The organism is Microbacterium sp. HSID17254, assembly GCF_003989315.1.
In the GTDB taxonomy this organism is placed as follows: domain Bacteria; phylum Actinomycetota; class Actinomycetes; order Actinomycetales; family Microbacteriaceae; genus Microbacterium.
In genome coordinates this window covers 1-12,456 of record NZ_RBLT01000058.1, presented here as the reverse complement: position 1 = coordinate 12,456, position 12,456 = coordinate 1, and the positions used below count along the sequence as shown (strand labels likewise).

At 72.7% G+C, this 12,456-nt stretch carries 11 protein-coding genes; 6 read left to right on the top strand and 5 right to left on the bottom strand.

Annotation, left to right across the window (positions count from 1 at the left end; translation table 11 throughout):
* From D8M34_RS16975 to paaZ, 6 genes are all read left to right on the top strand, one after another.
* Positions 1 to 622: dihydrolipoamide acetyltransferase family protein (locus tag D8M34_RS16975; RefSeq protein ID WP_148113072.1), on the top strand; the 622-nt coding region annotated here is incomplete at its 5' end.
* 134 nt (positions 623 to 756) lie between these two features.
* The gene (locus D8M34_RS16970) at positions 757 to 2,076 is read left to right on the top strand and encodes an MFS transporter (RefSeq protein WP_025103845.1); all 1,320 of its coding nucleotides are present in this window, start codon (positions 757 to 759) and stop codon (positions 2,074 to 2,076) included.
* 119 nt (positions 2,077 to 2,195) lie between these two features.
* Positions 2,196 to 3,386, top strand: coding sequence for a thiolase family protein (locus tag D8M34_RS16965; RefSeq protein ID WP_025103844.1), 1,191 nt, complete (start codon positions 2,196 to 2,198; stop codon positions 3,384 to 3,386).
* The gene (locus tag D8M34_RS16960) at positions 3,383 to 4,129 is read left to right on the top strand and encodes an enoyl-CoA hydratase/isomerase family protein (protein ID WP_194088850.1); all 747 of its coding nucleotides are present in this window, start codon (positions 3,383 to 3,385) and stop codon (positions 4,127 to 4,129) included. The genes D8M34_RS16965 and D8M34_RS16960 overlap by 4 nt, the downstream gene beginning before the upstream one ends.
* Positions 4,126 to 5,001, top strand: a complete 876-nt coding sequence (locus D8M34_RS16955; RefSeq protein WP_126894600.1) for a 3-hydroxyacyl-CoA dehydrogenase family protein — start codon at positions 4,126 to 4,128, stop codon at positions 4,999 to 5,001. The genes D8M34_RS16960 and D8M34_RS16955 overlap by 4 nt, the downstream gene beginning before the upstream one ends.
* 14 nt (positions 5,002 to 5,015) lie before the next feature.
* Positions 5,016 to 7,097, top strand: coding sequence for a phenylacetic acid degradation bifunctional protein PaaZ (paaZ, locus tag D8M34_RS16950; protein ID WP_126894599.1), 2,082 nt, complete (start codon positions 5,016 to 5,018; stop codon positions 7,095 to 7,097).
* Positions 7,098 to 7,181: 84 nt separating this feature from the next.
* Here the strand turns inward: paaZ and D8M34_RS16945 are convergent, their stop codons facing one another.
* From D8M34_RS16945 to ptsP, 5 genes are all read right to left on the bottom strand, one after another.
* The gene (locus D8M34_RS16945; protein ID WP_126894598.1) at positions 7,182 to 7,790 is read right to left on the bottom strand and encodes a TetR/AcrR family transcriptional regulator; all 609 of its coding nucleotides are present in this window, start codon (positions 7,788 to 7,790) and stop codon (positions 7,182 to 7,184) included.
* A gap of 63 nt (positions 7,791 to 7,853) precedes the next feature.
* Complete coding sequence (gene paaK / locus D8M34_RS16940) at positions 7,854 to 9,170, bottom strand: phenylacetate--CoA ligase PaaK (RefSeq protein WP_126894601.1); 1,317 nt, start codon at positions 9,168 to 9,170, stop codon at positions 7,854 to 7,856.
* A 31-nt stretch (positions 9,171 to 9,201) separates the two neighbouring features.
* Positions 9,202 to 9,627 (bottom strand): hydroxyphenylacetyl-CoA thioesterase PaaI, encoded by a 426-nt coding sequence (gene paaI, locus D8M34_RS16935; protein ID WP_025103838.1) that lies wholly within the window; start codon positions 9,625 to 9,627, stop codon positions 9,202 to 9,204.
* A 104-nt stretch (positions 9,628 to 9,731) separates the two neighbouring features.
* Positions 9,732 to 11,033 carry a sensor domain-containing protein gene (locus D8M34_RS16930; RefSeq protein ID WP_126894597.1) on the bottom strand — a complete coding sequence of 434 codons (1,302 nt, stop codon included), beginning with the start codon at positions 11,031 to 11,033 and terminating at the stop codon, positions 9,732 to 9,734.
* A gap of 58 nt (positions 11,034 to 11,091) precedes the next feature.
* The coding region (ptsP, locus tag D8M34_RS16925; RefSeq protein WP_126894596.1) for a phosphoenolpyruvate--protein phosphotransferase at positions 11,092 to 12,456 on the bottom strand (1,365 nt) is incomplete at its 5' end.

Genomic DNA, 12,456 nt, shown 5'->3' with positions numbered 1-12,456 from the left:
GGAGATCCCCGAGGCCACCGTGTGGGTCGACGTCGACGCCACCGAGCTCTGGAACCTCCGCGGGCAGATGGCTCCCGAGGGCGGGAAGGCCCCGTCGATCACGGCGCTCCTCGCGCGGTTCGTGCTGCTCGCACTGGAGGACTACCCGGTCCTCGCCTCGCGGCTCAGCGACGACGGCTCCGAGTTGATCTCGTTCGACGGCGTGAACCTCGGCGTCGCGGCCGACACCGAACGCGGCCTCCTCGTCCCGGTCGTCCCGCACGCGCACCGGCTCACGGTCGGCGACCTCGACGCCGCCCTGCGCGAGCTCGCGGCCACCGCGCGCGCCGGCACGCTCCCGCCCGAGCGGCTCCGCGGATCGACCTTCACCCTCAACAACTACGGCGGGCTCGGCGTCGACGGCTCTGCGGCGATCATCAACCACCCCGACGTCGCGATCCTCGGCATCGGCCGGATCATCGAGCGCCCCTGGGTCGTGGACGGGGCGATCGTACCGCGTCGCATCGTCCAGCTCTCGCTCGTGTTCGACCACCGCGTCTGCGACGGCGGGTATGCGGCCGGATTCCTCCGCCGCGTGGTGGAACTCATCGAGCATCCGCTCCGCGCCTTCGGGCGGGTCTGAGGTCGACCCGGCCGGCGAACCCTCGTGGGCGGAGCGCCGATACGCTACGCTCGGCGATTACTGACCGATCATTCGGTAAGTAATCGCCGACGTACCCGCGTCGGCGCTCCCCCTCGCAGAACAACGGAGTTCGCATGACCTCAGCCACCGCAGCCGCCTCGTCGACCGGAAGGATGCCCGCCGAGGAGCGGCGCGTCCTCGCCGGCACCCTCGTGGGGACGTCGATCGAATGGTACGACTTCTTCATCTACGCCCAGGCGGCGGGCCTCGTGCTCGCCCCGCTCTTCCTCGCTCCCATCGCGGAGTCGAGCCCCGGGCTCGCCCAGGTGCTCTCGTTCGCGACCATCGGCATCTCGTTCCTGTTCCGCCCGCTGGGCGCGATCGTCGCCGGACACCTCGGCGACAAGCTCGGCCGGAAGAAGATGCTCGTCTTCACCCTCGTGATGATGGGGCTGTCCACCTCCCTCATCGGCCTGCTGCCCACGTACGCCGCCATCGGCGTCGCCGCCCCGATCCTCCTGATCCTCCTGCGCATCCTGCAGGGCTTCTCGGCCGGCGGCGAATGGGGCGGCGCAGCCCTCATGGCCGTCGAGCACGCCCCGACGGCGCGGCGCGGCCTCTTCGGCGCGTTCCCGCAGATCGGCGTGCCGGTCGGCATGATCCTCGCCACCTTCACCCTCTGGGCCCTCACGAGCTCGATGTCCCCCGAGGCCTTCCTCGAATGGGGCTGGCGCATCCCGTTCCTGCTCTCGATCGTGCTCATCGCGGTCGGCTACGTCATCCGTCGCGCGGTCGACGAGAGCCCCGTGTTCGAAGACCTCCGCCGCCGCCGCAAGGAGGCCTCGGCGCCGCTCGGGCAGCTCTTCCGCGCACACACGAAGCAGGTCGTGCTCACGGCCGTCATCTTCATCGCCAACAACGCCGCCGGATACCTGCTGATCGCGTTCTTCGCGACGTACGCCGTCACGGCTCTCGGCATGGAGCGCCCGCCGGTGCTGCTGGCGACCACGCTCGCCTCGTTCGGCTGGCTGATCTTCACCCTGTGGGGCGGCGCGCTGTCCGACCGCCTCGGCCGCATCCGCACGTTCCAGATCGGGTACGTCGCCCTCGCCGTGTGGGCCATCCCGATGTGGTTCCTCATCGACACCGCGAACATCGTCTGGTACTTCGTCGCCCTGTTCGTCATGACGTTCGCGCTCGGACTCTCGTACGGCCCGCAGGCGGCACTGTACGCCGAGATGTTCCCCGCGAACGTGCGCTACTCGGGCGTCTCGATCGGCTACGCCCTCGGGGCCATCCTCGGCGGCGCGTTCGCACCGATGATCGCGGAGGCGTTGCTGAACCAGTTCCACGCCGCGTGGACGATCGGCGTCTACATCGCGGTCGCGTCGATCATCTCGCTCATCGGCGTCTCGCTGGTGAAGGAGACGAAGGGCGTGGATCTCAGCGTCTGACTCCTGGTCCGGGATCGCGGCCGGCCGTGCGCCTGTGCCATAATTACCTTACGATCGGTCAGTAATTCACGACCGGCCGCTCCCGGACCACACCAGGACGACGAAGTCAGGAGATCCGCATGCCAGAGGCCTACCTCGTCGGAGGGGTCCGCACCCCGGTCGGCCGCTACGGCGGCTCCCTCTCCGCCGTCCGTCCCGACGACCTCGCGGCGCTCGTCGTCGGCGAGGCCGTGCGCCGCGCCGGGCTCGACCCGGCGCGTACGGAGCTGGACGAGGTCATCCTCGGCGCCGCCAACCAGGCCGGAGAGGACAACCGGAACGTCGCCCGGATGGCCGTGCTCCTCGCCGGCCTCCCCGACACCGTGCCGGGCATCACGGTCAACCGCCTGTGCGCCTCCGGGATGTCCGCCGTCACCATGGCCGCACAGGCGATCCGCGCGGGCGACGCCGATCTCCTCGTCGCCGGGGGCGTCGAGTCCATGACCCGCGCCCCCTGGGTACAGGCCAAGCCGGAGAAGGCGTGGGCGAAGCCCGGCGCCGCCTTCGACACCTCGATCGGCTGGCGCTTCCCGAACCCGCGCCTCGCCGCACGCGACAAGGCCACCTTCACGATGCCGGAGACCGCGGAGGAGGTCGCCCGGGTCGACGGCATCACCCGCGCCGAGGCCGACGCCTTCGCCGTCCGCTCGCAGCAGCGCGCCGCCGCCGCGATCGCCGCCGGCCGCTTCGCCCCGGAGATCGTCGGCGTGCCGGTCCGCGACGGCGAGGTGCTCGTCGACGAGGGGCCGCGCCCGGATACCACGCTCGAGGTGCTCGCGCGCCTCCGTCCCGTCGTGGCCGGCGGAGAGGTCGTCACGGCCGGCAACTCGAGCGCCCTCAACGACGGCGCCTCGGCCGTGCTCGTGGCGAGCGCCGAAGCCGTCGAGCGCCACGGACTGACGCCCCGCGCCCGGATCGTCGTCGGCACCTCCGCCGCCCTGGCTCCGGAGATCATGGGACTCGGACCGGTCCCCGCGACGGAGAAGGCGCTGCGCCGTTCGGGGCTCTCCCTCGACGACATCGGCGCCGTGGAGCTCAACGAGGCGTTCGCCTCGCAGTCGCTCGCCTGCATCCGGCGGCTGGGCCTCGATGAGGACCGCGTGAACGCCGACGGCGGCGCCATCGCTCTCGGGCACCCGCTCGGCTCGTCCGGCTCGCGCCTGCTCGTGACGCTGATGGGACGCATGGAGCGCGAGGACTCCCGCTACGGCCTCGCCACGATGTGCGTCGGCGTCGGCCAGGGCGCGGCCGTGATCCTGGAGAAGGTGTGAGCGGCGCGGACGAGCCGCTGCTCGTCACCCGCACCGCGGACCGCGTCGTCGCGACCCTGAACCGTCCGCACAAGCGCAACGCGATCGACCAGGCCACGATCGACGCCCTGCACGCGCTGTGCGCCGAGCTGGAGGAGACGCCGCGCACGCTCATCCTCACCGGCGCCGACGGGGTGTTCGCGGCCGGCGCCGACATCGCCGAGCTGCGCGAACGCCGCGCCGACGACGCCCGTCGCGGCATCAACGCCCACGCGTTCGTCCGCGTCGCGGAGCTGCCGATGCCCGTCATCGCCGCGATCGACGGCTACGCGCTCGGCGGTGGCGCGGAACTCGCGTATGCCGCCGACATCCGCCTCGCGACGCCGACCCTGAAGATCGGCAACCCGGAGACCGGCCTGGGCATCCTCGCCGCCGCCGGAGCGAGCTGGCGCCTCAAGGAGATCGTGGGCGACGCCCGCGCCATCGAGCTGCTGCTGACCGGCCGCACGGTGCACGCCGAGGAAGCGCTCCGCATCGGTCTCGTCTCCTCGTTGCACGAGGTCGCCGACCTCCTCGCCGCCGCCCACGCGGTCGCCGACCGCATCGCCCGCAACGACCCCGCGGCGACCATCGCGACCAAGCGGGTGTTCCGGGCGCCGCGCGACCAGCACCCCGCGGTCGACCTCGAGGAGCAGGCCGCGCTGTTCGAGAGCCCGGAGAAGCACCGTCGCATGACCGCCTTCCTGGAACGGAGAGACCGATGAGCACGCCCTCCTCCCCCGAAGCCGCAGCCCCGGCCCGTGTCGGCGTGCTCGGCGGCGGACGCATGGGCGCCGGCATCGCCCACGCCTTCCTCCTCGCCGGAGCCCCCGTGACCGTGGTCGAGCGGGACGACGACGCCGCCGCGGCCGCCGCCGCCCGCGTGCACGGGTCGATCGACGCCTCGCTCGCCCGCGGCACGGCGATCGAGACGGGCGAGGCCTACCGGGCCCGGTTCGCGACCGGGACCGACGCCGCCCTGTTCGCGGACTGCACCCTCGTCGTCGAGGCCGTCCCGGAGGAGCTGGCACTCAAGATCGACGCCCTCACCCGCGTCGAGCGCCACCTCGCCGACGACGCGGCCCTCGCGTCCAACACGTCGTCCATCTCGATCGACGAGCTCGCGGCGGTGCTCGACCGCCCCGAGCGCTTCCTCGGGATGCACTTCTTCAACCCGGTGCCCGCCTCGACCCTCGTGGAGGTGGTGCGTGGCGGCGCGACCGCGGAGACTTTGGTCGCGGACGCCGCCTCCTGGGTCCGCGCGCTGGGGAAGACGCCCATCGTCGTCGCCGACGCCCCGGGTTTCGCGTCGTCACGGCTGGGCGTCGCCCTCGGCCTCGAGGCGATCCGGATGCTCGAGGACGGCGTCGCCTCCGCGGCCGACATCGACGCCGCCATGACCCTGGGCTACAAGCACCCGGTGGGGCCGCTCCGACTCACCGACATCGTCGGGCTGGACGTCCGGCTCGGCATCGCCGAGTACCTCGCGGCGCAGCTCGGCTCGCGCTTCGAACCCCCGACCCTGCTGCGCCGCCTCGTGGCGGAGGGGCACCTCGGCCGCAAGAGCGGACGCGGCTTCTACGAATGGGACGACTGATGAAGGGAACCCCCATGACCGAGATCCTCCCCAGCTACGTGCAGGGCTCCTGGTGGACGCCCGCCTCCGACGCGGACGCCACCGCGGTGCGCGACGCCTCGACCGGGGAGACGGTCGCCCGCGTCTCCACCACCGGCCTCGACCTCGGCGCGGCGCTCGACTACGCCCGCACCACCGGCCAGGCCGCGCTCGGGGAGATCACGTTCCACCAGCGCGCCGTGCTGCTCAAGCAGCTCGCGCTCGCGCTGACCGCCCGCAAGGAGGAGCTGTACGCGCTCTCCAGCCGCACCGGCGCCACCGCGCAGGACTCCTGGGTCGACATCGACGGCGGCATCGGCGTGCTCTTCGCGTACTCCAGCAAGGGCCGGCGCGAGCTGCCGAACGCGAAGGTCTACGTCGACGGCGCCGTGGAGAACCTGTCCCGGGACGGCTCCTTCCTCGGTCGGCACATCTACACCCGGCTGCCCGGGGTGGCGGTGCAGATCAACGCCTTCAACTTCCCCGTGTGGGGCTCGCTGGAGAAGTTCGCGCCGGCCTTCCTCGCCGGTGTCCCCACGGTCGTGAAGCCCGCCACCCCCACCGGCTACCTCACCGAGGCCATGGTGCGGGTGATGGTGGAATCGGGTCTGCTGCCCGAGGGGTCGCTGCAGCTCGTGTCCGGCAGCGTGCCCGACCTCTTCGAGCACCTGCGCCTCGGCGACCTCGTCGCGTTCACCGGCTCGGCGTCGACGGCGGAGCGGCTGCGGGCGCACGACGCGGTGCAGACCGGCGGGGTCCGCTTCACCAGCGAGACCGACTCGATCAACGCCTCGGTCCTCGGCACGGATGCGGCCTCCGGCACGCCGGAGTTCGACGCCTACGTGAAGCAGCTCGTCGCGGAGATGACGTCGAAGGCCGGGCAGAAGTGCACCGCGATCCGGCGGGCGATCGTGCCGGAGGACGCGGTGGACGACGTGATCGCCGCCGTGCGCGACCGGCTCGCTGCGCGGATCGTCGTGGGCGACCCGCGCGCGGAGGGCGTGACGATGGGACCGCTCGCCTCGACGGCCCAGCGCGACGAGGTGCTCCGGCAGGTGGCGCGACTCCGCGAGGGCGGCGGCGAGCTCGTGATCGGCTCCCCCGAGACGCCGACGGTCCGCCGTGCGGACGGCAGCGAGGGCCCGGCGGAGGACGGCGCGTTCGTGGCGCCGATGCTCCTGCGCTTCACCGATGCGACCAGCCCCGCCGTGAACGAGATCGAGGCGTTCGGCCCCGTCTCCAGCATCCTCGGCTACCGCACGCTGGACGAGGCGGCGGCACTCGTGGCCCGGGGCGGCGGCTCGCTCGTGACGAGCGTCGCGACGCACGACCCGGAGGTCGCGACCACGCTCGCCGCGGGGATCGCCGCGTACAACGGCCGCGTGCTCTTCCTCGACCGCGACGACGCACGCAGCTCGACCGGCCACGGGTCTCCCCTGCCGAACCTCGTGCACGGCGGCCCCGGTCGCGCCGGCGGCGGCGAGGAGCTCGGCGGCATCCGGGCGGTGCTGCACCACATGCAGCGCACCGCGGTGCAAGGCTCCCCGGAGATGATGACCGCGCTCACCGGCGTCTGGCACCAGGGGGCCTCGGCCCGTCCGTTCGACACCGACGACGGCGTGCACCCCTTCCGGAAGTCGCTGGCGGAGCTGCGCATCGGCGATCAGGTCGTCAGCCCCTCGCGCACCGTCACCCTCGACGACATCGAGACGTTCGCGGTGTTCACAGGCGACACGTTCTACGCGCACATGGACGAGGCGTCGGCGGCGGCGAACCCGTTCTTCCCCGGACGCGTGGCCCACGGCTACCTGCTGGTGTCGTGGGCGGCCGGGCTCTTCGTCGATCCGGCTCCCGGTCCCGTGCTCGCGAACTCCGGGCTGGAGAACCTGCGCTTCGTGACCCCGGTGTCCCCCGGCGACGAGATCCGCGTCGAGCTCACCGCCAAGCAGATCACGCCGCGGGAGACCGACGAGTACGGCGAGGTGCGCTGGGACGCGGTGCTGAAGAACCAGGACGACGAGCTCGTCGCGACCTACGACGTCCTGACTCTCGTCGCGAAGGAGCTCACCCCCGCCTGATCCCGAGACCCCGGGTTCTCGTCGAGGCCCCGCCCTTCCCACGCGGAGAGGGCGGGGCCTCGGCGCGAAGACGGGGTTTCGGGGTCAGGGGTGGCGGAGGCCGTCGAGGGCGATCGCGACGACGTCGTCGGCGAGACGATCGGCGCCCTCGCGACCGCCGGGGCGGTACCACTCCACGATCGAGTTGATCATGCCGAACGTCAGGCGGGCGACAACGGCCGCGTCGATGTCGGAGCGCAGGGCACCCTCAGCCTGCGCCTCCGCGACGAGGGCCGTGATGCGACGGTCGAACGCCCGGCGCCGGGTGAGGGCGCGGCGCTCGACGTCGGTGTTCCCGCGCACGCGCAGCAGCAGCGTCACGGCGGGGAGCTGCTCCACGAGCACATGAACGGCCCCGCGGAGCACGTGCTCCAGGCGGGCGACCGCATCGGCGGCTCCCCCGCTGTCCGGGAGGGGCGCGTCGACCACGGCTTCGAGCCCGCCGAGGGCGCTGTCGAGGGCGCGGTCGAGCATCTCGTCCTTCGACCCGAAGTGATGGTAGATCGCCGACTTCGACAGCCCGAGGCGCTCGGCGAGCATCCCGATCGAGGTCGCGTCGTAGCCGTGCTCGTTGAAGGCGGCCACCGCGACGGCGAGGATCCCCTGCTGGTCGTACCCGGGGCGGCCGCGCCGCGTGGTCTGCATCTCGGACATCCCCCTCAGTCTCGCACCGCGCGCCGCGCGCATCGCGGAGGTCGACGCCGAGACCCCCGCGTGTCAGCGCAGGTCGTAGACGCGCTTGTACTTGCCCTCGCTGCGCGGCAGCGTCCCAGGCTCCTCCAGCCGCACGGCGACCGTCGAGCCGATGAACACCTTGATGCGCTGCACGAGCACCTGCGCCGCCGCCTCGCACGTCTCCACGGACAGGTCGGGGTGACGCTCGATGCGCACGGTGAGGGCGTCCATCCGCCCTTCCTTCGTCAACTCCAGGATGAAGTGCGGCGTGAGCTGCTCGATCCCGAGCACCAGCTCCTCGATCTGCGTCGGGAAGAGATTGACGCCGCGCAGGATGATCATGTCGTCGTTGCGCCCGGTGACCTTCTCCATCCGCCGCATACCCGGACGCGCCGTGCCGGGGAGCAGGCGGGTGATGTCGCGCGTGCGGTAGCGGATGACGGGGAACGCCTCCTTGGTGAGCGAGGTGAAGACGAGCTCGCCCCGTTCGCCGTCCGGCAGCGCCTGCAGGGTGTCGCCGTCGATCACCTCGGGCAGGAAGTGGTCCTCCCACAGATGCGGGCCGTCCTTGGTCTCGAGGCACTCGTTGCCGACGCCCGGCCCCATCACCTCGCTGAGCCCGAAGATGTCGAGGGCGTCGATGCCGAGCCGCTGCTCCAGCTCGTGCCGCATCTCGTTGGTCCAGGGCTCCGCGCCGAGCACCGCGACCTGGAGCGAGGTGGACCGCGGGTCGATGCCCTGCGCGGCCATCGCGTCGGCGATCGTGAGGAGGTAGCTCGGGGTGCACAGGATCGCGTCCGGCTCGAAGTCGCGGATGAGCTGCACCTGCCGGGCGGTCTGTCCGCCCGACATCGGGATCACGGTGGCACCCAGGGCTTCGATGCCGGCATGCGCCCCGAGCCCGCCCGTGAACAGGCCGTACCCGTAGGCGTTGTGCACCTTCATGCCGCGCCGGATGCCGCTGGCGCGGAGCGACCGGGCCACCAGCGTCCCCCAGCGGTCGAGGTCGCCGCGCGTGTAGCCGACGACGGTCGGGCGGCCCGTGGTGCCGCTGGACGCGTGGATGCGGGCGACGTCGGCCATCGGCACCGCGAACATCCCGAACGGGTACGTCTCGCGCAGGTCGTCCTTAGTGGTGAAGGGCAGCCGGTGCACGTCGTCGAGCGTGCGGATGTCGTCGGGATGCACGCCCGCCTCGTCGAACTTCCGCGTGTAGAGCGGAACGTTGCGATAGGCGTGCTGCACGGTCCACCGGAGGCGCTCGAGCTGCAGGCGCTCGATCTCGGCGCGGCTCATCCGCTCCTCGGGGTCGAGCTCGTCGGTCGTCGGCGGGCGGAGGGCGGAGGCGGGGGCGGTCATCGTCGACACGGGGACTCCTCGGAACGGCGGATCAGAAGGTCTGGGAGGTGGTGCGGGAGCGGCCGCGGAACTCGGCGACCGCGTCGCCCTGCTCGTCCACGACCGTCACGTCGTAGAGGCCGGAGCGACCGGTGCGGGTGCGGCGGACGGCCGTCGCGGTGAGCGTCTGCCCCGCGACGGTGGGCTTGAGGAACGAGATGTCGGCACCGGCGGCCACCGTCACCCGATCGTCCTCGTTGCAGGCGATCGCGAAGGCGGTGTCGGCGAGCGCGAACACGAGCCCGCCGTGGGTGATCTGGAAGCCGTTGGTCATGTCCTCACGGACGCGCATCGACACGACCGCGTGCCCCGGGTCGTCGCGTTCGACCACGAGCCCGAGCATCGCCGAGGCCCGGTCGCGTTCCATCATGGCCCGGTTCGGCCGCACGGCCTCCGCCGTATCCGTCGCCTCCGTCATCGCCGACCTCCTCGTCGCGCTGGGACGGGACGACCGCGTCCCGTCCGCCCATACTAACTGAACGATCGGTCAGTAACGCAAGGGTGTCGGGGACGCGGGTGGGGTCACTCGATCCGGAACGGCGTCCGCAGCGTCGCGTCCTCCACGGTAACGCCGGTGATCACCGCCGCCGGGTCGGAGAAGTCGCGATCCGCGCGGAAGCGGATCGTGCCTCCCTCCCGCGTGGACCATTCGTAGAAGTACTCGCCGGACGAGACCACGCGGAGGAACGTGCCCTCAGGGAAGGCCGCGACCGCCTCCGTCAGCGGAGCGCCGATCCGGACTCCCCCGGCGGCGGGCAGCGCGGCGCCGTCCGGCTCGACGTCGCCCTGGATGTTCGCGATGCCGGCGGTGACCGCCGCCAGCGCATCCCCCTGCTCGGCGAAGTGCAGCACGAGGCGGGACGTCCCGTCGGCGCTCACGACGCGCACCTGCCGGTCGGACCAGTCGAACTCCTCCACGGTGGCCCCGGGGATCGCCGCCACCGCCTCCTCGCGCGAGGTGCCCAGCACGAGGGGGCCCACACCCGTCGTCGTCATCTCCCAGTCGCTCCACGGAGCGGCGGGGTCGGCGGGCACCGGGGTCTCGGCGACCGGCGGGTCGTCCGTGAGCTCCTCGATGAGCGCGGCTTCCGCCTCGACCGCCCGATCCCGCAGGAGCAGAGCCGCGCGCTCGGCGTCGAACGCGGAGCCGTCGAGCGCCGGCTGCCGCAGGTGCACGACGACGTTGCCGACGGCGGCGAAGGCGTGGTGCACGCGCCAGGGGTTTCCGCCCGCGTTCATGGCCATCGTGCCGGCGAAAGCCCGCACGCCCTCCTCATCGGGCACGGCGACCGCGTCGAAGGTGCCTTCACCCCGAGCGTCGAACTGCGCGCAGCGGTCGACGGTCGAGGCGAGCAGGTCCATGCGCTCGGCCGCCACGTCCTCCGACGCGAACTGGAGGATCTCCTGCTTGCCGCTGTTCTGCGTGTCCTCGGCGTCCGCCCAGGGCACCGTGCGCGCCCCGATGCTGAACATCGAGGTCTCCATGATCAGCATCCCGCACACGGACGGAGTGAAGTCCGGGCCGCCCCCGTCCGCGTACTGCAGCAGCGTGTCGTCGACCTCACCCGCCGGCGGCGCGGACGGAAGCAGGTCGGCGACCTCGGCCGGCGTGAGCGCGAAGGCGTCGAGGTCGTCCCCCACGAACAGGAGCGGGCCGTCGTACGGCTCCGGCGTCGGCGTCTCCGTCACCGGAGAGGCGGTCGCCGTTGGCGTCGCCTCCGGGGTCGCCGCGCATCCGGGCACGGCGATCAGCACCGCTGCCGTCGCCGCCGCGAGGAACGCCGCGCCGCGCCTCTTCCGCCTCCCGGGCGCCGCAGCCGTCATGAACCCCTCCGAGTGGTCTCGTGCGCACCGATGCGCGCCCCTGAGGGAAGGATAGCGGTCAGGATCCGGGACTCAGGACGCCGGCGGCCGCCCGCCGCGCGTCCGCCGCGGTTCTCGCGCCGCTCGCGCCCTCGGCCGCCCGCCGGCAGGCATCGGCGTCCACGGCATCGAGCGCGGCCGCCACCCGCCCGAGGGCGCGCGGCGTCATCGACAGCGAGGTCGCTCCGAGCCCGACCAGCACGGGGGCGAGTGCCGGGTCACCGGCCGCCTCCCCGCAGATGCCGACGGCCTTGCCCGCCGCGCGTCCCGCCGCCCCGACCGTCCCGATGAGCCGCAGGACCGCCGGCTGCCAGGGATCGTTGAGATCGGCGAGCGCACTGGACAGCCGGTCCGCGGCGAGGGTGTACTGCGCGAGATCGTTGGTCCCGAGACTCACGAAGTCCACGACCTCGAACAGCTCGGCGGCCAGCAGCGCCGCCGCCGGGGTCTCGATCATGATCCCCGCTCTGTCCAGCCCCGCGGCACGGCACCGCGCCGCGAAGTCCGCGGCCTCGTCGACCGTGGCGACCATCGGGGCCATGACCTCCACCTCGGCGGATTCCGCATCGGCGGCCCTGGCCAGCGCGCGGAGCTGATCGTCGAGGAGTGCGGGCCGGCGACGGGAGAGGCGCAGGCCCCGCACACCGAGCGCGGGGTTCTCCTCGTCGTCGTCGTTCGCGAACGGCAACGGCTTGTCGCTCCCCGCATCCAGCGTGCGCACGACGACCTTCCGCCCGGGGAATGCGCGCAGCACCCCGCGGTACGCCTCGACCTGCTCCTCGATGCTCGGCGCCGCTGTCCGGTCGAGGAAGCAGAACTCGGTGCGGAAGAGTCCGACCCCCTCGGCGTGCGCCGCGGCCGCGCTCCCGGCATCCGCGGCGCCCCCGACGTTGGCCAGGAGCGGCACGCGGGTCCCGTCGGCGAGACGACCCCGCCCGTCGAAGGTCACCACGACGGCCGCGGCCCGGGCCTCGGCGATCTCCGCCTCGTCCGGGTCGACGTGGACCGTGCCGCGATCCCCGTCGACGAGGAGCATGGCCCCCTCGGGGATGCCGGTCGCCCCTGGCACCCCGACCACGGCGGGAAGTCCCAGTGCCCGCGCGATGATCGCCGTGTGCGACGTGGGCCCGCCGTCCGCGGTCACGAGAGCGACGCAGCTCCCGCCGTCCAGCGCTGCCGTGTCGGCGGGTGCGAGGTCGGTCGCGACGAGCACGAACGGCTCATCGCGCTCGGGGACCCCGGGCATATCCACCCGGAGGATCTCGGCGATCATGCGGTCGCGGACGTCACGGATGTCGGCGGCGCGCTCCGCCACCCTCCCGCCGAGCGCCGCGAGCGCCGCCTCGTGCGCCGCGGACGTCTCCCAGACCGCCCGCGCCGCCGT